We start from the raw sequence: 25,640 nt of genomic DNA, 5'->3' as shown, positions 1-25,640 counted from the left end.
CGTGCCCGGAGCCTAAATGGTTCATGCCTCTTTGGGAACGTGACATGTGTATCACTCGTGCGGGTTATCGAACGCGTGAGCGAGCAGGGCTACGATGATGCTCCGGATACCGGGTCGCGGCGCGGCCGTCCTCCCGGACCTCGGTACCCTCTCACCGACACGGCTGAAGAGCTTCAGGCCACACCAGATCGAGGAGTTGCCCGCGTGACCGCCGAAACATCCGTGCCGTCCACCGCGCTGCTGACGGGCGCAGATCGCGACGGCTCCAACTACACAGCGCGGCACCTGCTCGTTCTCGAAGGCCTCGAAGCCGTTCGCAAGCGTCCGGGCATGTACATCGGGTCAACCGACAGTCGCGGTCTGATGCACTGCGTCTGGGAGATCATCGACAACTCCGTGGACGAGGCCCTGGGCGGCCACTGCGACAGCATCGAGGTCGTCCTCGGGGCCGACGGCTCCATCGAGGTCCGCGACAACGGCCGTGGGATCCCCGTCGACGTCGAGCCCAAGACGGGCCTGTCGGGCGTCGAGGTCGTCATGACCAAGCTGCACGCCGGCGGCAAGTTCGGCGGCGGCTCGTACGCCGCCTCGGGCGGTCTGCACGGTGTCGGCGCCTCGGTCGTCAACGCGCTCTCGTCGCGTCTCGACGTCGAGGTCGACCGTGGCGGCAGCACCCACGCCATCAGTTTCCGCCGCGGCGTCCCCGGCGCCTTCGCCGCCGCCGGCCCCGATGCGAAGTTCGAACCCGCGAGCGGCCTGAAGAAGACCAAGAAGGTCCCGCGCACACGCACCGGCACCCGCGTCCGCTACTGGCCGGACCGGCAGATCTTCCTCAAGGACGCCAAGCTGTCGCTGGAGACGCTGTACCAGCGTGCCCGCCAGACGGCCTTCCTGGTGCCGGGCCTGACGATCGTCGTCCGGGACGAGCGCGGCATCGAGTCCGAGAAGCCGGTCGAGGAGATCTTCCACTTCGACGGCGGTATCAGCGAGTTCTGCGACTTCCTGGCCCCCGACAAGCCCATCTGCGACGTCCTGCGGCTCACCGGCAGCGGGACGTTCAAGGAGACCGTCCCGGTCCTCGACGACCGCGGCCACATGACCCCCACCGAGGTCACCCGTGAACTGGGCGTCGACATCGCGCTGCGCTGGGGCACCGGCTACGACAGCACGGTCCGCTCCTTCGTCAACATCATCGCCACGCCCAAGGGCGGCACCCACGTCACCGGTTTCGAGCGGTCGGTGGCCAAGACGGTGAACGAGGTGCTGCGCGCCACCAAGCTGCTGCGTGTCGCCGAGGACGACATCGTCAAGGACGACGCCATGGAGGGCCTCACGGCGGTCGTCACCGTCCGGCTCGCCGAGCCGCAGTTCGAGGGCCAGACCAAGGAGGTGCTCGGCACCTCCGCCGCCAACCGGATCGTGGCCAACGTGGTGGCCAGGGAGCTGAAGGAGTTCCTCACCTCCACCAAGCGGGACGCCAAGGCGCAGGCCCGCGCCGTCCTGGAGAAGGCCGTCGCCGCCGCCCGGACGCGCATCGCGGCCCGCCAGCACAAGGAGGCCCAGCGCAGGAAGACGGCGCTGGAGACGTCCTCCCTGCCCGCCAAGCTCGCCGACTGCCGCAGCGACGACGTCGACCGCAGCGAACTGTTCATCGTGGAGGGCGACTCGGCGCTCGGCACCGCCAAGCTCGCGCGCAACTCCGAGTTCCAGGCGCTGCTGCCGATCCGCGGCAAGATCCTCAACACCCAGAAGTCGTCGGTCTCCGACATGCTCAAGAACGCCGAGTGCGGCGCGATCATCCAGGTCATAGGAGCCGGCTCCGGCCGCACCTTCGACATCGACCAGGCGCGCTACGGCAAGGTGATCTTCCTCGCCGACGCCGACGTCGACGGCGCCCACATCCGCTGCCTGCTCCTGACCCTCTTCCAGCGCTACATGCGCCCCATGGTCGAGGAAGGACGCGTCTTCTCGGCGGTCCCGCCGTTGCACCGCATCGAGCTCGTCCAGCCCAAGAAGGGCCAGGACAAATACCTCTACACCTACTCCGACAACGAACTGCGCCAGACCCTGCTCGACCTCCAGCGCCGCAACGTCCGCTACAAGGACAGCATCCAGCGCTACAAGGGCCTCGGCGAGATGGACGCCAACCAGCTGGCCGAAACCACGATGGACCCCCGCCACCGCACCCTGCGCCGCATCAACATCAGCGACATCGAAGCCGCCGAGCGAGCCTTCGACCTCCTGATGGGCAACGAGGTCGCCCCCCGCAAGGAGTTCATCACCAACTCGGCCACGACGCTCGACCGCTCGAAGATCGACGTCTGATCTGCGGCTGAACGTGCGGGCCAGCTTGGGGCCCGGCCCACAGCGTGGTCCGCACGCAGCCCGCAAAAGAACTGGCGTGAGCTCAGCTCCCACGGGTGCAGCCCTCGCAGGACATCCGGCCTGATCGACCTCCCGGGGCGAATTCGTGCTCAGTTCGCTCTCGCCCAGTCGGTTACCTGCCTGCCTCTGTGCTCGCTGGCTTCGAAGGAGCCCGTCAGGGACGAGACAACGGGTGGACGGGGGAGCTGTGGGTCCAGGCCGTGTCGAACTGCTGGAGGGCGATGGAGTACAGCAGTCCGGGCGCCCGGACGTACAGGCAGGCGGAGTTCCTGCCGTGCGTGGAACTGCTGTAGAAGGTCAGGAAGGCGGCTCGGTCCGTCGCGATCACGCGGCAGGTGTGGGGCAAGTTGAATTCGCGGAGTTCGACATTGCCCCGTGCGGACGTGACACGGGTGAGGTAGTCCATGTTCGCCCGCACCTGGCCCCTCAGCAGGGTCCGGCTGTAGCCGGGGTCGAACCGCTGCACGTCGTGGGAGCGCTGGTCGAGCCAGGAGTTCTGCCGGGCCCGGGAGTCGGGGAGCAGGACTTGGACGGAGTCGGGTGACAACTCCCCGGTCCACACCGGGGAGAATGCCTCACGGGTGAGCACGTTTCCGCGCCCCGCGAGGACCTTGATCCAGCGGGCGCGCTCAAGGTCGCGTGCGATGTCCCGCTCGGCAGACGCCTGCCGACGGTAGACGCGGCGGAGTCCGGTGCCGGTGAACGAGGAGCAGGTGGCGATCAGCCACCACAGCGGACGTGAGCCGCGGAGAAGGCCGAGCCCGAGGGCGATCGCACTGGCGGCCAGTGAACTGACTATCCCCAGGAGGAAGGGGGTCATGCGAACCATCTCCTGTGACTGCGTGATGTCGCTCGTCAGGAAAGCGGTGAGCAGATGAAGGGGATGAGCTCCCGCAGGACGTGCGCGGCGTTTCGGGCCGCGAGTTCGTGGTGCGCATGGCCCTTGTGCTCGTCGGCGTTGTCGGACACGCCTCTGATGACGATCCAGCCGGGGTTCTCGGCACCGTGGACGGAGTGCTCCTGCCAGTACTGGCTGAGCCCCCCGGCTTCCATGTCCACGGCCAGAACCTTCTCGTGGTAGGCCTTTAGGTACTGCCGGATCTCGCTGTCCCCGTCCGCGATGACGGCCTCGCCCGACCCGATCGGTCCCGGGTGGACGTCGAACTCCTCCCAGGTGCGCGAACGGCGTCGGCGGCGCAGGTGTGCCGGCATCCCGTTCTCCGCGAAGAAGGCGTTGACGGCGTGGACGACCGGGGCCGGTGACTGGCGGTGTTCCCCGCGGTGCCGGACGTCACCGTTCGGGTTGATCTTGCGGTGCTCGTAGTAGACGACCTCGGTGGAGACGATGACGTTGCCGATGCGGGCACGCTCGCTGTCGATGCCCCCGCCCACGCCGACCATGGCCCACAGCCGCGGTGCGTAGTGGTGGCGCAGGTTCTCCAGGGCGGCCATTGCCGAGCGCTGGCCCGGGCTCTGGCTCTGGGTGGCCACGATACGGACGGTCGAGTCCGGGGTGTGGAGGCTGCCCCGGTAGAAGTAGAGGCCGCCGGGTTCCCTGTGGCGCCGCAGGTCCAACTCGTCCACCACGGAGCGTAATTCTTCGCTGAGAATGGTGACCACCCCGATGTCCCATGTGGCCGTGGGCTCGGCTTCTCCCGAGCCGCCGCTCGCTGTGGCGCCGATGTGAGGAGGGACGGCCTCCCCGAGAACCTTGGCGCTTTTTCCGATGGCGTTGTTGCTGAAGTGGTTGTTGTTCCCGCTGCTGATGATGCCTCGGTTGTCGGTCACTGATTGCCCCCTCCGCTGGGTGCGCCGGAGCCCACGGGCTGATTCGCCGCGACGCCGACGTGGGCAGAATCGCCCACCGCGTTGTTGTTGAAGCTGTTGTTGTCGCCGAAGTTGAAGATCCCGCTGTTGATGATCTTCATGGCGCGATTGGTGAACTCGGATATGTCCACGTCCTTGGTGGACAGGAAGTCACTGGCGGCCCGGAGGAGCCTCAGCTCGATCGTCTTCATCCGGCCCAGGATCTCGCTCTTCTCCAGTTGCACTTTGGACCATGCCTGACTCGACGTCTCCCTGATGCTCACCCGGCTTCCTATCAGCAGGTTGCGTCTCGGTTCGCTGGTGAGGTCGCGCGGGAGCACGGCCGCCTTCCCCAGGGCGCCGAGGTGGCGGACGACCCGCCACGACTTCTGGATCTCCGCCGGCAGCGCGCGCAGTTCGCGGAACGAGGACCAGACCACGGCCATGGCGCCGTGTTGGCCGAATTCCTCGGTCCGCTGGAAGGAACGCGGCGTGTGGGCGAGAACGCAGGCCGCCATGGAGATGCTCAACGTCCTTCCCTGGACGTTGACGCGGAGCAGGACGGTAGCAACGTATTCCGACCCGGCCAGGGGGGTCGTGACTTCCAGGAAGTGGTGCCGCCTGGCTCCCGGGGTGTTGATGACGGCCCGCAGTCCGGCGTCGTCCAAGGGTCGAGCGAGAAGCGACGGGTCCGCCGCCACATCGGTCTCGGCCACGTAGACGCGGTCGCGTACCTGGGTGGGAAGCCTGACTTCCTGGCTGTCGGTGTCGAGCAGTCGCACCGCCTCGCGCAGGTGGTCGACCAGCTCGTGCGTCTGGAAGGGCGGCTCCCGGTGTTCGAGGTCGTCGAGCCGCGCGCCTTCGTCGTCGCTCGGACGCAGCAACTGGACACTCATCGGCGGATTCCACTGGTAGACGAGCTCGCCGGCTCCGATGAAGGGCGATGTGTCCCCGAAGAGGGTGAAGAAGGTCAGGTCCTCCTCCTCGTCGTCGTCCTCGCTGTGGCGGGGCCGGCGGTAGACCACGCAGGCGTGACGCTGCTGGAGGTCCGCCGCCCGCTGTCGGCCGGACAGGTGGGCGGGTCGGAGATCCTGCGTCCGGTGGATGTGGTTGAGCATCAACTGCCGTGTGGCGCCGACTCCCAGGCACACGGACGCCATGCCGGCGGCGACGGCCAGGGCCGCCAGGGCCTGGCCCGGATCGGAGACCGCCACGGCCGTGCCGGTGGCGGCTACCGAGAGCGCGACGACGCGGATCCGCCGGAACACGGGCGGCTTCCGGGCCTTCCTGTCGGGAAAGAGCAGGCCGAGGAAGTCGCTGTCGATGATCGCGCCTTCCCACCCGCGGCGCTTCGACGTTCTCTTCGGCTGCCGCCCCCGATCGGCTTCCCGCAGCGCCCTCGTGACGCGCAGCAGCCAGAGCAGGGCGAGACCGCACCCGACGAGGACGGCGCACGGCAGGGCTCCGGTCAGGGCCGGGACGACCACCGCTCCCACCAGAGCCGAGCGGAGGACGGTCGACAGCGCCGCGGCCCGCCAGGCGTGGCGCATGACGGGGACGATGTCGAACCCGTAGGAGGGCGCGACCCTCCGGTACGGGGCGGTGCACACCTCGTCGATCACGAGATCGCGGAACCGCTCGTCGACGTATACACCCGCGCATAAGTGGCGGGTGGCGGCGGTGGGTTCTCCGACCGGTTCCTTGGTCGGCAGTGCATGTGCGGTGATCATGCTGTACCCCTACCTTGCAGGGTTAAGGTCCATGAGACCATAAATGCTCGACATCTTTAAGTCAATATGACCTTTAGGGAATCCGATGAACGACCGGCTGGAGGGCTCCGCCGAGGTGGAGCCGTCGTGGGTGACCGTGGACCTGGCGATCTTCACTGTCAGGAGCGACCGGTTGATGGTGCTCCTGATTGATCGGGGGCGGGAGCCGTACCTCGGCCGAGCCGCGCTGCCCGGCGGCTACGTCCGTAAGGGCGAGACCCTTCGCGCCGGGGCCCTGCGCGAACTCCGGGAGGAGGCCGGGATCGACGGCAGCCGGCTCCACCTGGAGCAGCTCGGCGCCTACGGGGATCCGCCACGCGACCCGAGAGGACGCGTGGTCACCGTCGCCTATCTCGCCCTGGGGCCGGACCTTCCTGTGCCCGTGGGCGGCACCGACGCCGAACGCGCCTACTGGACTCCGGTATCAGAACTCCTTGGCGCCACGGACCACTTGGCTTTCGACCACGCCGACATCCTTGCGGATGCCGTGGAGGAGGTCCGCAGGAAGCTCGAGTACACCGCCATCGCCACGGCCTTCTGCGGGGAGTTCTTCGCGCTGAGCGAGTTGCGCACGATCTACGAGGTGGTCTGGGGGCAACCCCTCGACCCGAGCAACTTCCGCCGCAAAGTGCTCAGCACCAAAGGCTTTGTCCGGCCCACGGGGGAACAGCGGCTGCCCCCCACCGGCCGTCCGGCCGCCCTCTACGCTCGGGGGGACGCGTGGCTGCTCAGCCCGCCGCTGCTGCGGGGCGGCGGGCCCAACGCATAGATCAAGCGTGGGTTTGCCCCCGCGCCCGTAGTGAGAACATCGATCGGCTCCGGTTTTCGTGTACTGACCTTTAACGTGATCCCCGCACGACGCGGTGTCGCGGTGCGAGTTGCGTTCAGCCCGAAGGGTAGTCGCGGTGCCAGAAGGTGGGGAGCCACCAGCAGAGCACCGAGCGGTCATCGGGCCACGGGGCGTGAACCGTGGCGTCCCAGTCCTCGAAGGAATCGCGTTCCGGGTCGATGGGGCGCCAAGCGGGGTCCAGCGGTTCGTCCTCGGCCGGCGGGCGGACGTACTTCCGTCCGTGCTGGTCGCAGGCCCCGAAGCTCTGGTAATTGCGTTGTGCCTCTATGAGTGAAACCCGGTTCGCTCCGCCTGCCGCGGTCGGCCAGCGGAACTGGACGTCGTCGTCCTCCCAGAAGCAGACGGGGCAGATATGGAAGGAGCCGGGCATCTTGTCGAGGACGCGGTGCCCGCAGCAGGGGCAAGGATATTGGTCGCTCACTCCCAGAGCCTCATTGAAGACCCGGCTCGCGCGCCACTCAGTTGCTTCCGCAGCCGCTCCGAACAGTCCGCAGACAGTCCGCAGGACACCCGCAAACTCCCGTCGGAGGCAAACGCACGCCAGCGCAAGAACGCCTGGGTCAGGCCTATGACCGGCGCTCCGCCGCAGGTCAGGACGTCGCCGGATTGGTTCATCACCAACTCCGCCACGACGCTCGACCGCTCGAAGATCGACGTCTGACCTGCGGCGGAGCGGGCGGGGCGCGACCGGCCGCGGGGCGGGGGAGTGTCGGGCGCTGCTGCTCCGGCGTACGCGGTTGGCGACAGGCAACGCGCCGGTATGCCACGGAGGTCGGGCCGTGGCCGGCCGGCGATGAGGCTCGGGGCTGATCAGCCGGGTGCCCGGCGGGTGAGGTTCGACTCGGAGTCCGGCTTGCCGAGGTCCGTGCGTCGGGCCGGCCGGTGGGATCAGGCTGCAGGCCTCCGCGACGCGCCCCTGGGGCGTTTTTCGCCGGGCGGCCCTTGTCGGGGTCGGGTCGGGTGGGCGCGCCGCCGGCCGCGTGTTCTGCCGGCGTTCTGGGCTTGTGCCAGGGGTGGTCGCAACCGGGGACAGGGCAGTTGCCCGCGGGCTACCAATGGAGGCGACACATCCCGGAAGGAGGTGGACGGAATGAAGAAGATCAAGATCCGCAAGGCGGGCTCGGTGCGCCTGACGACCTCCGCTTCGCTCTACGGCGGTCCCCCCTGCGACGTGGCCTGACGGTGACAACCTCGGCGATGGGCCGGCGGACACCGCGCCCATCGCCGAGGCCGCCCCGCACCGCGTCCCGTCCCCCCGTGCCCTGTCGTCCCGCCGTGCTCCGTTCCGAACACCCACCCCGGGGGAGCCATGCCCGAACAACCGCGCGCCACCGCCGAGGCTGCTCCCGCCGGGAAAACGGCGGTACAGGCCCACGACGAACCGCTCGCCTTCCACCCGCTGACCTTCCAGCCCGAGGGCGACGAGGTGACGGTCGGCCGGATGGACGAGGGCACCTTCGTCGTACTGCCCGCCGACGGCGCCGCGCTGCTCCGGCGGCTGGTCGACGGCACGCCGCCGCGGGAGGCGGCCCGTTGGTACGAGCAGGAGTACGGGGACCCCGTCGACATCGACGACTTCGCCGCCGAGCTGACGGAACTCGGCTTCCTGCGGGCTGACGGCGTTCCCGAGCCGTTGCCCGCGGGCCCCCTGCGATGGCGGCGGCTGGGCCGCGCGGTCTTCTCGCCCGTCGGTGCGGTGCTCTACGCGGCGCTGCTGGCGGCGTGCGTCCTGGTGGTCGTGCGCGTCCCCGACGCGGCACCGCGCTACCACAACGTCTTCTTCACCCACTACATGTCGGTGCTGACGCTGACGCTGTTCGTCGGCCAGCTCCCGTTGATCCTGCTGCACGAGTCCGCGCACGCCCTGGCCGGACGGCGGCTCGGCGTGCCCTCGCGGCTGTCCATCGGACGACGGCTGTACTACGTGGTGTTCGAGACCAACCTCGACGGGCTCGCGGGGGTGCCGCGACGCAGCCGCTACCTGCCGATGCTCGCGGGCATGCTCACCGACGTCGGCTGCTTCGCGGTGCTCACCCTGCTCGCCGCCGGCACCCACCGTGCGGGCGGCGGCTTCCCGCCGGCCGGTGCCGTACTTCTCGCGCTGGCCTACGCCACGCTGCTGCGTCTGGTCTGGCAGGGGTACTTCTTCCTCCAGACGGACATCTACTACCTGGTCGTCACGGTGCTGGGCTGCGTCGACCTCCAGACGACCGCGCGCCAGCTGCTGGCCAACCGGTGGTGCGCGCTCCTCCGGCGGCCGGCCCCTCACGACCCGGAGCAGTGGCATCCCCGGGACCACGCCGTGGCCCGCTGGTACTCCTGGCTGATGGTCGTCGGCTACGCGTTCTGCCTGGCCACGCTGCTCCTCACGCTGCTGCCCATCCTCGTCCACGTCTTCGGCACCGCGGTCGCCCGGCTGGCCGGCAACGGCCACCAGGGCGGCGCCGGTCTCGCTGACAGCCTGCTGTTCCTTGTGCTGAGCCTGGGTGAGACGGCCGTCGCCGTCACGATGTACCTCCGCGAGCGGCGGGCGACCGCCCCGACCGCCGAGGCCGCCGCGCCCGCTTCCGCCTGACCGCTACGGGAGAACCCATGCCTGACCCGACGCACCAGCCGGCCCCCGCCCACCTCTTCCTGGCCGGAGCGCTGCGGCGCGACCGGCGCGAGTGCCTCGGGACGCTGCTGCTGCCCGGCCCCGCGCATCCCGCGGTGCGGGTGATCGACGCGAACAGGCGGTCGGGCGGCCCGTACACGGTGGCCGGCGCGCTGATGCGCGCCCTGGTACCGGCAGCGCTGACCGAGCGCCCGGATCTGGTCGCCACGCACCAGGTGGAGATCCTCACCGCCGCCGCCGACCTGCGCGGCATCGTTCCCGCCACCCAGGAGACGCTGACCTCGTTGGCGGTGCCGACCGAGCGAACCCGGTTCTACGCGCGGCAGCGGACGCTGCGCATCGCGCACGGTCTCAAGGAGTTCCTGCACGACCTGCTGTCCGCCCCGGGGCGCGGCCCCTGCGCCGTGGTCGTCGACGACCTCGACCACGCCGACCCCACCGACGCGGAGTTCGTCGCGGTCCTGCTGCGCCGGATGGACCCGGCGGTGCTGACAGTGGTGGCCGGGGGGACCACCGGGCTGCTCGACCCGGCCGTGGAGGTGCCCGCCGAACCCGGAACGCCCCTGGGCGAGCAACTGCACACCGCCCTCCTGCGGTACTGCCGCCGGGTGGACTGTGCTCCCGCCCCGGCGCCGGCCGGATCGCCCGGGGAACCGCGCGCGCTCGCGGCACAGTACGTGGCCGGCGACTGCCGGGACGACGACCCGGCGACGCTCGCGGCGTACCGTGACCTGGCACCGGACGAGCGGCAGCGCCTGCACGACACGCGCGCCGACCAACTGGAGGCGGCCGAAGACCCCGTGACGGCCCTCGGCGCCCTGCCGTTCCACCGCGAGCACGGCTCGGACCCGCTCGGTGCGGGCCTGGCGGCGATGGAGCAGGCGATGACCACCTGCGTGCTGCACGGCTTCTACGACGCGGTCCTGGACTTCTGCCGGCGGGGAAGGGCGCTGACCGACTGGGAGACCACCGCGCGCCGGCGCTGGACGTTCTCCACGCTGCTCCCCACCACGCTGTCCGCACTCGGCCGGGCGGAGGAGGCCGAGGCGATCTGCGACGAGGCCCGCGTCCACATGCGCGACCCGCGCGTCCACATGCAGGTCGCGTACGCCACCGCCATGCTGTACACCCGCCACCGCGCGCCCGGCCGCCGGGACCACGAGCGGGCGACGGCATGGATCAACACGGCCATCGCCATCTCGAGTCTCCTGCCCGACGCCCGCAGCCGGGCCTTCAGCACCGTCTTCCACCACAACGGGCTGGCGCTGATCGAGGCCCACCGGGGGCGCCCGCTGGAGGCGCTGGAACTCGTCACCCAGGGCATGGCCGCACTCGACCGCGAGCTCGGCGAGGGCGAGCACAATCTGCACCGCTCGGTGCTGCGCCACAACCGCGCCACCGTGCTGACGGGGCTGGGGCGGTACGAGGAGGCGCTCGCCGAACTCCGCGTGGTGATCGACGCGGACCCGTACTACCCCGAGTACCACCTCGACCTGGGCAACCTCCTCCAGCGGATGGGCCGTCACGAGGAGGCTGCGGCCGCCTACGACACCGTGACCCGGCTCGGTCCGCCCTTCCCCGAGCTGTACTACAACCGGGGCGACCTGCGGAACGGGCAGGGCGACGAGGAGGGCGCGCTCGCCGATTTCGGCTACGTGCTGGAACTCGATCCCGGCTTCGTGGACGCCTACGTCAACCGTGCGGGCCTGCTCCTGGACCGCGGTGAGACCGACGCGGCCGAGCACGACATCCGCGCGGGGCTGGAGTTGGCGCCGGACAGCCCGCTGCTGCTCGCCGCGCTGGGCCGGCTGCACGCCGACCGCGAGGAGACGGAGAGCGCCCGGGCGGCCTTCGACCGGGCCCTCTCCGCCGCTCCCGACCTGGTCGCCGCGCTGTGCGGCCGGGCCGGCCTCTCCTTCGACGCCGGGGAGGCGGACGCCGCCCTCGACGATTTCGGCCGCGCGGTCGAGGCGGCACCCCACGACCCCGCCATCCGCTACAACCGCGCGTTCGTGCTGCGCAGCGTCGGCCGCTGGGACGAGGCGCTGGCCGACCTCGAAGCGGCGGCGGCCGACACCCCCGACGACCCGGAGGTGCGGGAGGCGCTGGAGGAGTGCAGGCAGCGGCTCACCGCCGTCTGAGCGGGGTGAGGACAGGCCGCGGGGCTGTCCTCACCCCCACTCACAGGGGGCGGGGCCGGGGCGGGCTACCGCCGGAGGCGGGAACCGGTCCCGCCCGGGGCGTCCGGGAGGCGGGCCAGACCGAGGACGGCGGTCGGCAGCCGGACGAGGGCCGACGCGAGGCGGACGGCCCTGCTGCGCCAGTGGGAGGAGGGCGCAGCAGGTGGTACGGCGGGCGCCGGCTCCAGCGTGCGGGACAGGGCGTCGGTCAGGCGCTCCGCCCGCTCGGCGAGCGCCTGCCGGCGCAGTTTCAGCAGCGAGCCGGGCGGCAGGCCGAAGGCACGCTCGTAGGCGCCCACCAGGGCCTCGGAGGGCAGCCGCTGCCCCCGTTCGACGTCCACGAAGACGCTGTGGGCGCTGTAGCCGAGCAGCCGGGCCAGCGCGCGCAGCGACAGTTCGCGTTCCAGCCGGAGGCGGTAGAGCGTGAGGCCGAGGCGCCGCTGCGCCGGGAGGGCGCCGCCGCCCGCCGGGTGCGCGACCGCGGCCGGGACGTCGGGTGGGACGGCGCGTGCCGCCCCGGGCGGGAGCACGGGGGTCCGGCGCACCTGGAGCGGGCGGCCCGGTCTTCCGCTCTCCGGCGTGCCCGTCACATCGGCCCCCGCAAAGCGGTGTGACGGCGGTCGCGCGTTCGGCCGCAACAGTGGCCGGGATCCTGCGGTCTCATCTGATCACGCTTCCTTGCGTCAGGACCGCGCCACAGGGGGCACGGTGCTCTTTCACGAGGCGGTAAAGCGTTCACGCCTGTCGATTCACGCCGAGGTCACCTGTCGAGATCCGACGTGGACATCGAGCGCATGCGTTCCGCTGATCCCTGCGTGCATTCCGTGCAGCGTGCTCGGGGCGTTTCCCGGGACATCGTGCCGGGAAAGGCCGCCGGCCGATCGGGTCACCAGCATGGGGTTCAGTCCACCACTCGTCAAGGCGACCGGAACCGGCCCGCCGCCGACGCAGATGGCGGTCGGCCGGGAGCGGAAAGCGGAGCGGCAGAGCGGAAACCCCGCCGCCGTGCACCATGCGCCGTGTCACCGGGGTGTATCTCTCGCTCGGCCCTCCGTCCGGCACGCCGGGGTGCGCGTGGGGGAAATGGCTGGATCCCGCCGGGCGCGGGTATTGGGCTGTTTTCCGTCAGTGAGGAAACGGATGTGGCGAGTGTGAATAGCGTGGCGCTGTCCGCCCACACCACGCGTCCCGGACCTTGCCGTGTGGGGCCCGCGCGCCCGGCCGGCCACCGGGCCGGACCTGACCATTCACGTGCGTGCGCCGGCGTGAGGGGGTTGGCGGGGGCGGAGACCGCACCCCGAAGTCACCGCGTGGAAATGGACCCCTGCCGAAGCAGCGGTGCGGCCTTGCCGGCAACATCCTGCATCCGTCGTGGAGAGCACGGCGAAATGGACCGCGGAGGCTCTCTCGACGTCGTGACCGCCGAACGGCTGCGCCACATCAAACGAGAGCGGGAATCCCGGATCCGGCGGCTTTCCGGGTTGAGCACACAAGCCGGAACCGTCGTTTTCCGGCTCGTCGGACAGGTGCGCGGCCACGCGATCGAACTCATCGGGCGACGGCAGCCGAAGCCGTCATCCGCTCCGGGAGTAATTTCCCACCTTCCCCCCGGTCTGGATGAAGAGGATTCACGATCGGTCTTCGCCGAGTCCCCGGCGAACGGTCCGCCGGTCCTGCCTACTCGCAGCGGTGCCGGCGGCAGATCGACCGGGTCGTCGACCGACGGCTCGTCAGCGCCCTGCGCGCCGGTGCGGACGGCTCCGCCTTCCGCGCATGCCGTACCCGGACGGCTCCCTGCCGGGACAAGTCCCTGCCGCACGCCCCTTGAGGGAGCGGAGCGGGATGTGTCAGTCTCATTCCGGCATTCCCCCGGGCACCGCCCGGGGTGCCCACGTGCACATCCCTGACCCCCCACACTGAATGTTAGCGCTCACCTTTTGGGTGAGTGGCAGCGTTCTTTCCCTTCAGGAGTGCCCCTGTGACCCGAGGACAGATACCGCCCCGGCGCCGTCTTCCGCCTCTTCCTCCGGGAAGCGCGTGGCCCCCGCGCGGGCGACCGGCCGGCCGCTGAGCGAGCAGGTGCCGCCGCTGCCGGTGCCTCGTCGTCCGGCCTGGCCGGGCGGCATGACGACACCCGGGGAAGGCTTCCGTGCCGGTGTTCGGGTGAGCGAGATCCCGGTGTCGCCCGGCGCGATGGCGGCCTGATGGCGGTCCGGCGGCCGTTCGGCGCCTCCTGGCTGTGCGGGGAGGCGAACGTGTCCGCCCCCGGGTGTCCCCGGGCGGCGGTCCGGGCCTCGGCCGGCGGGCGGAAACGGCCCTGGAGGCAACCGCGACGCACGCCCCTGTGGCGACTGCCCCGCGAGGGCTTCGCCGACGCCTTTCACCTGCCGTGAACGGCGACACGGAACCCTCCGGTGAGGAAGCCAGGAGGGCGCCGCACATTGTTAGCGCCAACAACTCGTGGAGGAAAGATCCCATGGCGCGATCCTGGTACCTGCAGTCCCGCCTGCTCGGTCTGCTCCTGGCCGTCCTCGCGGCGGTCGGCGTGAGTCTGCCCGCCGCACCCCGTGCCGCCGCAGCCTCGCTGACCCAGGTCACGAACTTCGGCACCAACCCGACGAACCTGCAGATGTACGTGTACGTGCCGAACAACGTCAAGGCCAACCCGGCGATCCTGCTCGCCCTGCACGGCTGCCAGGGCTCCGGGCCCTACCTGTACTCCAGCACCGACTTCGGGTCGCTGGCCGACCAGAACGGTTTCATCGTCATCTACCCCTCGACCAATCCGGGCGGCAGCTGTTGGGACGTGTCGTCCGACCAGGCACTGAGGCGTAACGGCGGCAGTGACCCGGTCGGGCTGATGTCGATGATCACCTACACCGAGCAGCACTACGGCGGGAACCCCAACGCCGTGTACGTCACCGGCGAGTCGTCGGGCGGGATGATGACCAACGTCATGCTCGCGGACTACCCGGACGTGTTCAAGGCGGGCGCGGCGTTCATGGGCGTGCCCTACCACTGCTTCTACACGGGCACCGTGCGCGGCTGGAACGGCCCCTGCGCCGGGGGCCAGGTCTCCATGACCCCGCAGCAGTGGGGCGACCTGGTGCGGGGCGCCGATCCCGGCTACACCGGGGCGCGTCCCCGGGTGCAGTTGTGGCACGGCACCGCCGACACCACCCTGAACTACAACAACCTCGGCGAAGAGACCAAGCAGTGGACGAACGTCCTCGGGGTGAGCCAGACCCCGTCGTCGAGTGACACCCCGGTCGCCAACTGGAACCGGGCCCGGTACGGCAACGGCTCCGCCGGCACGCAGGTCGAGACGTACAGCATCGTCGGCGCCGGGCACCAGCTGCCGATCCAGGGCACGCAGATGGCCGCCTACGCCGTCCACTTCATGGGCCTGGACGGCAGCGGCTCCACAGGCGGCAACACGGTCTCCGTCACCAGCCCCGGCGACCAGACCGCCGTGTCCGGCACCCCGATCCAGTCGCTCCAGATCAGCGCCACCGACTCGGCAGCCGGCCAGACCCTGACCTACAGCGCCACGGGCCTGCCCCCCGGTCTGTCGATCTCCGCCCGCGGCCTGATCTCCGGCACGCCCACCAGCGGGGGCACGTTCACCGCGGTCGTGAGCGCCACCGACACCACGGGCGCCTCCGGCAGCGCCAGGTTCACGTGGACCGTCAGCGGCACCACCACGGCCACCACGGGTCCGCTGCGCTCCGTGAGCGCGGGCAAGTGCCTCGACGACCCGAACTCGACGACGACGCCGGGCACCCAGCAGCAGATCTACAGCTGCAGCGGCCAGGCCAACCAGACCTGGACGCACAACGCGTCGAACGAGCTGACGGTCACGGTCGGGGGCAGCACCCTGTGCCTGGACGCGAACGCCAAGGGCACCACCAACGGGACGAAGGCCATCGTCTGGTCCTGCAACGGGCAGGCCAACCAGCAGTGGAACGTCAACTCCAACGGCACGATCACCGGCGTCCAGTCCGGCCTGTGCCTGGACGTGACCGGGGCGTCCACCGCCAACGGAGCGCTGGTGGAACTCTGGTCGTGCAACGGCGGTGGCAACCAGCAGTGGACCCTCGGGTAGCCGGCCGCGGAGGCAGGTCCCGCAGGTGAGCCGACGCCGCCGGCCCCCCGGGGGAGGCGGCTGGGTCCCGCCGGTTCGCGAGCCGCTTCCCGTGCCGGGTGGGCGACCCGGCGGGTGTCCCGCGCGGGCGGGCCGGCAGCCCGTACGAACTGCCGCCCGTCGGCAGGGGCGCCGGCCTGCCCCGCCCGAAGGTCTCCTGCCGGAAGGGTCCGCGGGCACCCCGCGGACCCGGGGGTCAGGAGCCGTGGGGGTGGGGGGGTTCGGGGCGGGGTCGGTCCAGTTCGGGTTCCAGGCCCTCGGTCACGGGGGCGGCGGGGCGGCGGGCGTCGGAGCGCCAGGCTTCGAAGGCCCACGTCGTCGCGGCGACCACGGTCAGGCCGAGCAGCCAGCCGCCGATCACGTCGCTGCACCAGTGGACGCCCAGCGCCACGCGGGTGAAGCCCACGCCCACGACCGCCACCGCCGACACCAGCCAGCACAGCCAGTGCGCGGCGCGGGGGACCAGCGGGAGCAGGACCAGCAGGAAGATCCCGAAGGACGTGGTGGCCGTCATGGCGTGGCCGGAGGGGAAGGAGTAGCCCGGGGCGTGGGCCACCGGGTCGGGGAGGGTGGGGCGGGCGCGTTCGACGATCACCTTGACGAGGGCGCCGATGACCGCGCCGGCAATCGCGGTCACCGCCGACCACGCCGCCAGCCGCCAGGCCCTGCGGTGCAGCAGCCACAGGGTGAGCAGCGCCACCGCGGTGCGCAGGGTGGCGGGGCCGAGGACCCAGTGCGACACGAAGGACAGCCCGTCGGTCCACCCCTGGTGGCGGACGGCGACGCGGTGCAGGCGGCCGGCCGCTCCGGTGTCCACGCGCCGGAGCGGTCCCCAGTGCCCTTCGACCAGGACGAGGACCAGCCCGAAGAGCACCGCCGCGAACGCGGCGCCGGCAGCCGAGCCCAGGAGGTGGGCCGCGTAGGTGCGGTCGGCCCGGCGGATGCGGTCAGGGGCGGAGGGACGGTCGGAGGGGGCGGTGTGCGGGGTCATGTCATGCTCCTGGATCGGGTTGGACGGGGCCGGGCCGCATCGCCCGCGCCGCCTCCAGCTGGGCCGCGAAGGACAGTCCGAAGAAGAGCGCGAGCGAGGTCAGGTAGGACCAGAGCAGCAGGGCCATGAAAGCGCTCAGCGGGCCGTAGACCGTGTCGAAGGAGCCGCTGAGTCGCAGGTACAGGGCCAGCAGCGCGGTGAGGGAGGCCCACAGGACGATGGAGACGGCGGCCCCGAACGCCAGCCAGGTGTAGCCCGGCTGGTGCCGGCGCGGCGCCCTCCGGAAGATCACGCTCGCCGACGCCAGGGCGAGGAGCACCCCGGCGGGCCAGCGTACGGCGTTCCAGACGTCCAGGGCGGTGCCGCCGCCCACGTGCCAGACGGCCACCGCCGAGGCTCCGAGGTCCGCTCCGGCCACCATCATGATCGTCGCCAGGCCCAGCGGCGTGCCGGCGGTCAGTGACATCACCAGGCCGCGGCCGTACTTCTGGGGGAAGGGACGGTCGCGCTCGATGCCGTAGATGCGGTTCGCGCCGCGTTCGATCTGGCACATGCCCGTCGTGAGGTTCACCCAGGAGAAGACGAGGCCGAACCACAGGGCGAACTGGGCCCCCTCGCCGGCGTGGCCGCGGCTGCGGGCGAGCGCGTCCTCGACGACCTGCTCGCTCGGGCCGGAGACCAGCCGGCGGATCGTGAGCTCGGCGACCCGCCCCACGCTCTCGCCGTGCAGCGCCGTGGAAAGTCCCACGAAGGCGATGGCCAGCGGGATCACCGCCAGCACGATCTGCAGGGCCAGGGCCCGCGCGTGGCTGAATCCGTCGGCGTAGCGGAAGCGGACGAAGGAGTCGCGCAGCAGCGGCCAGCGGCCGTACCGGAGCAGGGCGGCCATCGCCTCGTCGGCCGACAGCTCGTCCTCGGGCATGCCGTGGGTCTGCGGGACGCGTGTCGCGGTACCCACTCAGGCCTCCGTACCGGGCGCGGGGAGGAGGACGCGCAGTGCTCCCGGCACCACGCGCGCGGAGATCCGCCGTCCCGGTGCCACCGGGTCCCCGTCGATCTCACGCGGGCACGGGGCGTGCAGGATCAGCTCCGCCTCACGGCAGGTGAAGGTCTCCAGGCCGCCGGGGCGCGGGCGCCGGGAGGGCCCGCGCAGGATCTCCGCGGCGGCGGTGACCCAGCCGCGCACGCCCCGCGGGTCGAGGAGGGCGACGTGCAGCAGGCCGTCGTCCGGGCGGGCACCCGGCGCGAGCGAGGCGCCGCCCTGGAGACCGCCGACGTTGGCGATCACCGCCATGCGGACGGTGCGGTGTACCGGCTCGGCTCCGTCCGGGCACAGCGAGATCCGCGTCGGGGCGGTGCGCAGTGCGCGGACGGAGCCCAGGGCGTAGGCCGGCCACCCCAGGGCGGACTTGGCGCGGTCCGGCGTCCGCTCCATCAGGGCCGCGTCCAGCCCGGCGCCGGCCATGACGCAGAAGTGCCGGGCGGGGAGCCCGTCCCCCTCGATGTGGCCGAGGTCGACGGGGCGCGGCGAGCCGCCCAGCGCCGCGTCGAGGGCGCGGACCGGGTCCAGCGGCAGGCCGAGGTTGCGGGCCAGCAGGTTGCCGGTGCCGTGCGGGGCCACCGCCAGCGGCACGCCCGTACCGGCCAGGGCGTCGGCCACCGCGCGTACGGTCCCGTCCCCGCCGCAGACGACGACGAGCGAGGCCCCCTCCGCCACGGCCCGGGCGGCCTGGCCGTGGCCGGGGTCTTCGGCGGTCGTCTCGGCGAAGCGCGGGCCGGTCCGGCCGTGGCGCTCCAGCACGAGCCGGAGCCGCTCGCGCTCGGAGGCGCTGACGGAGACGGGGTTGACGACCACCACCGTCGTACCGGGCACCGGCTCCGTGGTCCGCCGGGCCTCGGTCACGGCCCGCTCCACGGCGCTCTCCGGCAGGGGGGCGGGCACGGCGTCGCCGACGAGCAGCGTCCGGCCCACGACCAGCAGCGAGAGCGTTCCGTTGAGCATCCCGCCGGCGACGTCCGTCGGGTGGTGCATGCCGCGGTAGAGGCGGCAGGTCCCCACGGCGAAGGGCACCAGCAGCAGCAGGACCGCGACCGCGGTCCGCCAGGGGCGGCCCAGCCGCCGCGCGCGGGTGAGCACGAGGACGGCGAGCCCGCCGTACAGGGCGGTGGCCGCCCCGGTGTGCCCCGAGGTGTAGCTCGACGTCGGGGGGGAGTGGTCGAGCCGGTGCACCTCGGGCCGGTTGCGGTCCACGGCCGTGGTGATGGCGAGGAACACCAGTGCCTGGAGCGACACGCTCACCGCGAGGAAGACGGCCTCGCGCCACCGCGGCAGGACGGGTGCGAGGACCAGGACGGCGCAGGCGGCCAGCGTGACCGCGATGACCGTCAGGGTGTTGCCCGCCCCGGAGCCCCACGACGTCAGCGTGTCGAAGGTGCCCGTCCGCACGTGCTCGAAGCCCTCGTTGACACGGTCCTCCACCGTGACCGGCCACACGTGGCGGGCCGGGCCGGTGATCAGCAGCCCGAACCCGATCAGCAGGGCGGCCTGGCACACCGTCAGCGCGGTGATGCGTGCGGCGGCTCCGGCGGCGCCGGTGGTCAGCAGAGGTGGTCGGCCGGCGCGGGACGAGGTGAAGCGCCGGTACGGACCGCGGCCGGAACGCGGGACGCCGCGGTCCGGGAGCACTGTGGGCATGGGACTCCCCCTTCGACGGGTGCTGCGAACTGCGCACCGAGGCGGTGGCGGCGCCGCACCGGGAGCGGCGGGCGGCCGCGGGACAGGTCCCCGTCGCCCGAGGCCACGGGGGAGAGGTACTTCAGAGGAAGTGGCGGATGGGCTGTACGGCCGCCTCCCGGAGCCGCTGCAACGGCATGCGGCGGTGCCACCGGACGGGGTCGATCGCCTTCGCGCGCAGCATGTCGTGGTCGAAGTCGGCGTCCAGCGAGGCGGTGAACTCCTCGTCGAGCACCGCGAGCATGACTTCCTCGTCGTGGTCCATCGAGCGCCGGTTGAAGTTGGACGAGCCGATCAGGGCGCCCACCCCGTCCACCGTGGCGATCTTGGTGTGCAGCATCGTCGGCTGGTACTCCAGGACCTCCACGCCCGCGTCGAGCAGCGAGGAGTACAGGTGCTGGCCGGCGAGCCGGCAGGCGCGCTGGTCGGTGTGCGGGCCGGGAAGCAGGATCTGCACCCGCACACCGCGCCGGGCGGTCGCGCACAGCAGGTCCGCGAAGTAGGGGTCGGGCGCGAAGTAGGCGGTGGAGAGCCGGAAGCGCTCCTCGGCGGAGGTGATGACGACGCGCAGCAGCGTCTGGATGTCCTGCCAGCCGATGCTCGCCGAACCGCGGACGACCTGCACCACCGACCGCCCCGGCTGCTCGTGGGGGACGAAGCGGTCGCGGTCGTCGTACAGTTCGGCGTGGCATTCCGCCCAATTCTGCGCGAAGGCCGCGGCGATGCCGTCCACCGCGGGCCCGCGCACCTCGACGTGGGTGTCGCGCCATTCGCCGGGGTCGCGGGCGTCGCCGCACCACTCCTGCGCGATGCCCACCCCGCCGGTGAACGCCTGACACTCGTCGATGACCAGCGCCTTGCGGTGGCAGCGGTGGTTCTGCTTGAACGGCGACAGCCACAGGGGCTTGCGGAACCACGCGACCTCGACGCCCGCGGCGTCCATCGCGTCCAGGAGGGCCGGCTCGATCTGCTTGGCGCCGAAGCCGTCGAGGAGCAGCCGCACCCGCACGCCGGCCGCGGCGCGCTCGGCGAGGGCGAGGGCGAAGTCCCGGGCGATCTGGCCGCGCCAGTACACGAAGGTCATCATGTCGATGGTGTGGCGCGCACCGCGTACCGCGGCCAGGAGCGCCGGGAAGATCTCGTCGCCGTTGCGCAGCTTGCGCACGGTGTTGCCCTCGGTCGCGGCGATGCCGATGAGGCGCTCCAGCCGCCTCCGCAGCCGCTGCGCCTGGTCCTGCCGGTCGAGGGGCGGGGCCGGCACCCCACCCTGCGGACCGTCGCCGTCGCGGGCGACAGGGAATCCCACAACCGTCATACCTACCTCCCCGGGAAACGGCCGTCTCCGACCGGCGGCACCCCTCGCCCGTCTGCCCCGGATTCGCCGGATGAGGCCCCTGACCAGGCCGGGGGTCTGACGGGCCGGGCCGGGCGGCGCCGGAAGGACCGCCGCGGGTCCGGCGCGAGGGTCTCCACCCGGGGGTGGACGCAGGATGTCAACCCGGGGCTTGATCCCCTGACCAGGGTGTTTGTCTAGATTCGAGGGCACCGGCAGAGCGCCGGTGAACGCCGCATCACGCTGTGGAGGTGCCCGTCATGTCCGGCTGGCTCGACGCTCTGGTGATCACCGCGGTCCTCGGCCTGGTGATCGCCCGCCAGATCCGTCCGCGCCGGGTCTCCGCCGGTGCGCGGTGGTGGCTGATCCCCGCGGTCCTGATGGTCCTGGCGATACGGGACGGCGGGCTGGTGGACCCGGCGCACCGGGGGCTCTCGGTCGTGCTGCTCTGCGCCGAGCTGATGGTGGGCGCGGGGGTGGGCCTGGCGTGGGCGGGGACGACGCGGATGTGGGCCGGGAAGGACGGCTCGGTCTGGACGCAGGGCACGAGGGCGAGCATCACGGTGTGGGGGATGGGCACAGCCCTGCGCGTGGCGCTCTACGCCGCGGGCGCCGCCGCCGGGGTGCGCGAGGAGACGGGTTCGGTCCTGCTCGCGGTGGGCCTCACGCTGCTGACCCGTGCCGCGCTGCTCGTGCGGCGGGCCCGGGGCGTGGAGCCGTCGTACCGTACGGTGGCATGAGCATGCGGACGTCCTGGCCGTCGAAGGAGGCCCTGGACCGCTCGGGCAGGTCGGCGAGCCGGCGGGGGATCGGCCGCGGGGTCAGGCTGGTCCTGCTGGCGATCGCCGTGTGGGCGACCGTCGCGCGGACGCATCTGGCCGGCTGGCAGATCGCCCTGGCGCTCGCCGGCATCGCCGCCGGGGGCGCGGTCGTGTGGCTCTTCTTCCGGTTCACGCTGCGGCGCCTGCTGTGGCCCTCGGTGGCGCTCATGGCGCTGCTGATCGGCGCCGCGGCCGGCTGCCGGGCGACGGGTGCGCCGGTCGCCGCGGGGGTGCTGCTGTGCAGCGTGGCGATGGTCTCGCTCCAGCGGCTGCCGCTCGCGGCGGGCGTGCCGTCGGCCGCGGTGGCGCTGGCCGGCTTCGTGGTGCTGGGCGGTTCCGACGGCAGGCCGGAGGCGCTGCTCACGGTGCTGGGTCTGTGCCTGCTGGGCTACACCGCCCGGCTCGACGCCGAGGCGCGGGGCAAGACGCAGCGGCTGCTCGCGCAGGAGCGTGCGGCGCGGAAGGCCGAGGCGGAGACGGCGGCGCTGGCCGAGCGGGCCAGGATCGCGCGGGAGATCCACGACGTGCTGGCGCACAGCCTGTCGGCCCAGGCGGTCCACCTGGAGGCGACGCGGCTGCTGGTCGAGCGGGGCGCCGAACGGGAGCTGGTGCTGGAGCGGGTCGTGGCGGCACGCCGGATGGCGCGGGAGGGGCTGGCCGAGACGCGGCAGGCGCTGTCGGCGCTGCGCGGTGACATGTCGCCGGTGGAGGACTTCCTGCGGGAGCTGGTGTCGGCCGAGGGCGCGCGGCTGGAGGTGACGGGGGAGTCGCGCGGGCTCCCGGCGGAGGCGGGCCTGGCGGTGCGGCGGGTGGCGCAGGAGGCGATGACGAACGTCCGCAAGCACGCGCCGGGGGCGCGGGTCGAACTGCGGCTGGAGTACCGCCCGGCGGAGGTGGAGCTCGAGTTCAGGGACTTCGGCGCGAGCGGGCCTGTGGACAACTCTCTGGGGGCCTCCGGCTCCGGCTACGGTCTTGTGGGGATGCGGGAGCGCGCCGAGCTGCTGGGCGGCGCGCTGGACGCGGGACCGGTGGAGGAGGGTTTCGTGGTGCGGTTGCGGGTGCCCGTATGACGCGGGTGGTGGTCGCGGACGACCAGACGATCGTGCGCGAGGGGATCGTGATGCTGCTGGGGCTGCTGCCCGGGATCGAGGTGGTGGGCGCGGCGGCGGACGGCGAGGAGGCCGTCCGGCTGGCCGCGGAGAAGAAGCCGGACGTGGTGCTGATGGATCTGCGGATGCCGCGGTGCGACGGGGTGGAGGCGACCCGGAGGATCCGGGCGGAGCACCCGGGGACCCAGGTGGTCGTGCTGACGACCTATGCCGACGACGACTCGCTGTTCCCGGCACTGCGGGCTGGGGCGCGCGGGTATCTGACGAAGGACGCCGGAGGGGACGAGATCGCCCGGGTGATCGCGGATGTCACCGCCGGCGGGGCGGGGCTGTCGCCGGCGCTCCAGGGACGGGTGCTGGAGGCGCTGGCGGCCCAAGGCGACACGGCCGGGACGGCGCGCGCGGCGCGGCACGCGGAGAGGGGGGAACTGCCCGACGGGTTGACGGTCCGGGAGGCGGAGGTGCTGGCGCTGGTGGCGGAGGGGCTGAGCAACGCCGAGATCGCGGCTCGGCTGCAGGTCAGCATGGCCACGGTGAAGACGCACATCAACAACCTGTTCGCGAAGACGGGGGTGCGGGACCGCGCCCAGGCGGTGGGGTACGCCTACCGGAAGGGCATCACCTGATGGGGTGAGCGATTCGTGATTTGTCGGTCGGGATCTCCCCGCTCTGTCCAAAATGGGACACACGGTTCATCTGGCCGTGGAACGAGGAGAGTTCGGTGGACAAGCACGACGGCGGCGACCCTTTGGCGCTGCGGGTGGAGGACCCATGGCGGGACACCGGAGAGGAAGAACTCTGGCTGCCCGGTCAGGCCGAGCCCGCCGCGCCGCCTGAGGAAGGGGCGCCGGCTGCCGCGGGGGTGACGGGGGACCGGGGGGCGGTCTACGAGGAGGTGCAGTTGAGCGCCGCATTCCGGGAAGTGCGGCAGCGGTACAGGGGATTCGCCTTTCCGGTGGCGGCCGCGTTCGTGGCCTGGTACCTGCTCTACGTCGTGATGGCCACCACGGCGCCGGGGCTGATGGGCCACCGGGTCGCCGGGCAGATCAACGTGGCGATGGTCGCAGGGCTGGCGCAGTTCGCCACGACGTTCCTGCTGACCTGGGCATACACCCGGCACGCGCGGCTGCGCAGGGACCGGGCGGCACTCGACCTGCGGTGGACGCTGGCGACCAGGACCGGGCAGGAGCGCGTGCGGTGACGAACCAACGGATGACAGCGGTGGGGTACCTGGCGGATTCGGCCGGCGAGCACCAGGGACTGGCCGTGGTGCTGTTCACGGTGTTCGTCTCCGTGACGCTGGCGATCACCGCGTGGGCGGGGCGGCAGCGCAGCTCGTCGGTGGAGTTCTTCGCCGGAGGCCGGATGTTCAGCCCGATGGAGAACGGGTTCGCGATCTCCGGGGACTACATGTCGGCGGCGTCCTTCCTCGGCATCTCGGGGCTGATCGCGCTCTACGGCTACGACGGGCTGCTGTACTCGGTGGGCTTCCTGGTCGCCTGGCTCGTGGTGCTCATGCTGGTCGCGGAACTGGTGCGCAACTGCGGGCGCTACACCCTGGCGGACGTGCTGTCGGCCAGGATGAAGCAGCGCCCGGTGCGGATCGCGGCGGGCATCTCGTCGGTCGTGGTGTCCGTGCTGTACCTGGTCGCGCAGATGGTGGGCGCGGGCAGTCTCGTCGGACTGCTGCTCGGCGGGGAGAGCACCGCCGCGCGGACGTGGGCGGTGATCGGCTGCGGCGCGCTGATGGTCTTCTACGTGACCTTCGGCGGGATGCGGGCCACCACCTGGATCCAGATCGTCAAGACGGTGCTGCTCATGAGCGGCACGGTGCTGCTCACCGTCATGGTGCTGTGGCGCTTCCACGGCAACGTCGACGACCTGCTCCGGTCGGCCGTCGGCGGCAGCGGGCAGGGGCACGCGTTCCTGGCGCCCGGTCTGAAGTACGGCGGGAGCTGGACCTCCCGGCTGGACTTCGTGAGTCTCGGCCTCGCACTCGTGCTGGGCACCGCCGGGCTGCCGCACATCCTGTCGCGCTTCTACACGGTGCCGACGGCCCGCTCGGCGCGGCAGTCGGTCGTGTGGGCGATCGGGCTGATCGGGGCGTTCTACCTGATGACGATCGTGCTGGGCTTCGGCGCCGCGGCCGTCGTCGGGTCGGACACGGTGCGCTCGTCCAACGCCGCGGGCAACACCGCGGTGCCGCTGCTCGCGGAGGCGCTCGGCGGCGGGGCGGGGACGACCGGCGGGACGGTGCTGTTCGCCGTCGTCGGCGCGGTGGCGTTCGCGACCATCCTGGCGGTGGTCGCCGGTATCACCCTGGCCTCCTCGGCGTCGGTCGCGCACGACCTCTACACGGCGCTGCGCCGCCCCGCGGCCCGGCACGGGCGGCGGGACCCGGGCGAGGCCATGGAGGAGGACGAGGTGCGGGTCGCGCGTTTCGCCGCGGTCGGCATCGGCGCGGCGGCCATCGCGCTCAGTCTGCTCGCCCAGGACCAGAACATCGCCTTCCTGGTGGGTCTGGCCTTCGCGGTGGCCGCGTCGGCGAACCTGCCGGCGCTGCTCTTCTCGCTGTTCTGGTCGCGCTTCACCACCCGCGGTTCGGTGTGGGCGATCTACGGCGGACTGGTGCCGGCGCTGCTGCTGGTGGTGCTGTCTCCGGTGGTGTCGGGGCGGCCGGACGCGCTCTTCCCCGGGGTGGACTTCCACGTCTTCCCGCTGGAGAACCCGGGGCTGATCTCGATCCCGCTCGGCTTCCTCGCGGGCTGGCTCGGCACGGTGCTGTCGCCGGAGCCGGCCGATTCGAAGCGCTTCGCGGAGACGGAGGTCAGGTCGCTCACCGGAGCCGGCGCGGTGTGACCGCCCGGCCCTCCCGGCGCGAGCGGAGACGCGCCGGCGAGTTCG

The 25,640-nt window shown here is 71.9% G+C and carries 19 protein-coding genes; 10 read left to right on the top strand and 9 right to left on the bottom strand.

Translation table 11 applies throughout. The features are described from left to right. The first annotated feature begins 204 nt into the window (after positions 1–204). The gene (locus ACH4SE_RS25185; RefSeq protein WP_398545725.1) at positions 205–2,325 is read left to right on the top strand and encodes a type IIA DNA topoisomerase subunit B; all 2,121 of its coding nucleotides are present in this window, start codon (positions 205–207) and stop codon (positions 2,323–2,325) included. A 214-nt stretch (positions 2,326–2,539) separates the two neighbouring features. Here the strand turns inward: ACH4SE_RS25185 and ACH4SE_RS25180 are convergent, their stop codons facing one another. Genes ACH4SE_RS25180 through ACH4SE_RS25170 form a run of 3 tightly spaced genes read right to left on the bottom strand, consistent with a single transcriptional unit; the run spans position 2,540 to position 5,921 of the window. Beyond that, on the bottom strand, positions 2,540–3,205 hold the full coding sequence (locus ACH4SE_RS25180; protein ID WP_398545724.1) for a hypothetical protein: 666 nt from the start codon (positions 3,203–3,205) through the stop codon (positions 2,540–2,542). A gap of 35 nt (positions 3,206–3,240) precedes the next feature. Further along, positions 3,241–4,173: a hypothetical protein gene (locus ACH4SE_RS25175; protein WP_398545723.1), complete on the bottom strand. Its 933-nt coding sequence runs from the start codon at positions 4,171–4,173 to the stop codon at positions 3,241–3,243. Next, a complete protein-coding gene (locus tag ACH4SE_RS25170) occupies positions 4,170–5,921 on the bottom strand; it encodes a hypothetical protein (protein WP_398545722.1) in 1,752 nt (583 codons plus the stop codon). The genes ACH4SE_RS25175 and ACH4SE_RS25170 overlap by 4 nt, the downstream gene beginning before the upstream one ends. Positions 5,922–6,006: 85 nt before the next feature. Between ACH4SE_RS25170 and ACH4SE_RS25165 the strand changes: the two genes are divergently transcribed. Next, complete coding sequence (locus tag ACH4SE_RS25165; protein WP_398545721.1) at positions 6,007–6,729, top strand: NUDIX hydrolase; 723 nt, start codon at positions 6,007–6,009, stop codon at positions 6,727–6,729. A gap of 115 nt (positions 6,730–6,844) precedes the next feature. Here ACH4SE_RS25165 and ACH4SE_RS25160 read toward each other — a convergent pair whose 3' ends face one another. Further along, positions 6,845–7,231 (bottom strand): CPCC family cysteine-rich protein, encoded by a 387-nt coding sequence (locus ACH4SE_RS25160; RefSeq protein ID WP_398545720.1) that lies wholly within the window; start codon positions 7,229–7,231, stop codon positions 6,845–6,847. An 888-nt stretch (positions 7,232–8,119) separates the two neighbouring features. Between ACH4SE_RS25160 and ACH4SE_RS25155 the strand changes: the two genes are divergently transcribed. Both ACH4SE_RS25155 and ACH4SE_RS25150 read left to right on the top strand, forming a co-directional pair. Then, positions 8,120–9,385, top strand: coding sequence for a hypothetical protein (locus ACH4SE_RS25155; protein ID WP_398545719.1), 1,266 nt, complete (start codon positions 8,120–8,122; stop codon positions 9,383–9,385). Between the two features lie 17 nt (positions 9,386–9,402). Continuing rightward, positions 9,403–11,565 carry a tetratricopeptide repeat protein gene (locus tag ACH4SE_RS25150; protein WP_398545718.1) on the top strand — a complete coding sequence of 721 codons (2,163 nt, stop codon included), beginning with the start codon at positions 9,403–9,405 and terminating at the stop codon, positions 11,563–11,565. 65 nt (positions 11,566–11,630) lie between these two features. Here the strand turns inward: ACH4SE_RS25150 and ACH4SE_RS25145 are convergent, their stop codons facing one another. Then, entirely contained in the window at positions 11,631–12,134 is a 504-nt protein-coding gene (locus ACH4SE_RS25145; RefSeq protein WP_398545717.1) for a helix-turn-helix domain-containing protein, read from the bottom strand. A 1,946-nt stretch (positions 12,135–14,080) separates the two neighbouring features. On the opposite strand from ACH4SE_RS25145, the gene ACH4SE_RS25140 reads away from it, so the two are divergent. Continuing rightward, positions 14,081–15,709: a PHB depolymerase family esterase gene (locus tag ACH4SE_RS25140; RefSeq protein WP_398545716.1), complete on the top strand. Its 1,629-nt coding sequence runs from the start codon at positions 14,081–14,083 to the stop codon at positions 15,707–15,709. A 235-nt stretch (positions 15,710–15,944) separates the two neighbouring features. Here ACH4SE_RS25140 and ACH4SE_RS25135 read toward each other — a convergent pair whose 3' ends face one another. From ACH4SE_RS25135 to ACH4SE_RS25120, 4 genes are all read right to left on the bottom strand, one after another. Further along, complete coding sequence (locus tag ACH4SE_RS25135) at positions 15,945–16,739, bottom strand: phosphatase PAP2 family protein (protein ID WP_398545715.1); 795 nt, start codon at positions 16,737–16,739, stop codon at positions 15,945–15,947. Position 16,740: 1 nt separating this feature from the next. After that, entirely contained in the window at positions 16,741–17,697 is a 957-nt protein-coding gene (locus ACH4SE_RS25130; RefSeq protein WP_398545714.1) for a YihY/virulence factor BrkB family protein, read from the bottom strand. Continuing rightward, the gene (locus ACH4SE_RS25125) at positions 17,698–19,434 is read right to left on the bottom strand and encodes a diacylglycerol kinase family protein (RefSeq protein ID WP_398545713.1); all 1,737 of its coding nucleotides are present in this window, start codon (positions 19,432–19,434) and stop codon (positions 17,698–17,700) included. A gap of 121 nt (positions 19,435–19,555) precedes the next feature. Next, positions 19,556–20,788, bottom strand: a complete 1,233-nt coding sequence (locus ACH4SE_RS25120) for a phosphatidylserine/phosphatidylglycerophosphate/cardiolipin synthase family protein (RefSeq protein WP_398545712.1) — start codon at positions 20,786–20,788, stop codon at positions 19,556–19,558. Positions 20,789–21,066: 278 nt separating this feature from the next. Between ACH4SE_RS25120 and ACH4SE_RS25115 the strand changes: the two genes are divergently transcribed. From ACH4SE_RS25115 to ACH4SE_RS25095, 5 genes are all read left to right on the top strand, one after another. Continuing rightward, positions 21,067–21,546 (top strand): DUF1453 domain-containing protein, encoded by a 480-nt coding sequence (locus ACH4SE_RS25115; protein ID WP_398545711.1) that lies wholly within the window; start codon positions 21,067–21,069, stop codon positions 21,544–21,546. Then, positions 21,543–22,697, top strand: coding sequence for a sensor histidine kinase (locus ACH4SE_RS25110; RefSeq protein WP_398545710.1), 1,155 nt, complete (start codon positions 21,543–21,545; stop codon positions 22,695–22,697). The genes ACH4SE_RS25115 and ACH4SE_RS25110 overlap by 4 nt, the downstream gene beginning before the upstream one ends. Continuing rightward, positions 22,694–23,362 (top strand): response regulator, encoded by a 669-nt coding sequence (locus tag ACH4SE_RS25105; RefSeq protein ID WP_398545709.1) that lies wholly within the window; start codon positions 22,694–22,696, stop codon positions 23,360–23,362. The genes ACH4SE_RS25110 and ACH4SE_RS25105 overlap by 4 nt, the downstream gene beginning before the upstream one ends. A gap of 95 nt (positions 23,363–23,457) precedes the next feature. Next, a complete protein-coding gene (locus tag ACH4SE_RS25100) occupies positions 23,458–23,937 on the top strand; it encodes a DUF485 domain-containing protein (RefSeq protein ID WP_398545708.1) in 480 nt (159 codons plus the stop codon). An 11-nt stretch (positions 23,938–23,948) separates the two neighbouring features. Then, entirely contained in the window at positions 23,949–25,595 is a 1,647-nt protein-coding gene (locus ACH4SE_RS25095) for a cation acetate symporter (RefSeq protein ID WP_398545790.1), read from the top strand. Positions 25,596–25,640 lie beyond the last annotated feature (45 nt).

The sequence above is a fragment of the Streptomyces sp. NPDC020983 genome (assembly GCF_044333485.1).
Classification (GTDB): domain Bacteria; phylum Actinomycetota; class Actinomycetes; order Streptomycetales; family Streptomycetaceae; genus Actinacidiphila.
This window is presented reverse-complemented; position numbering and strand designations above follow the sequence as displayed.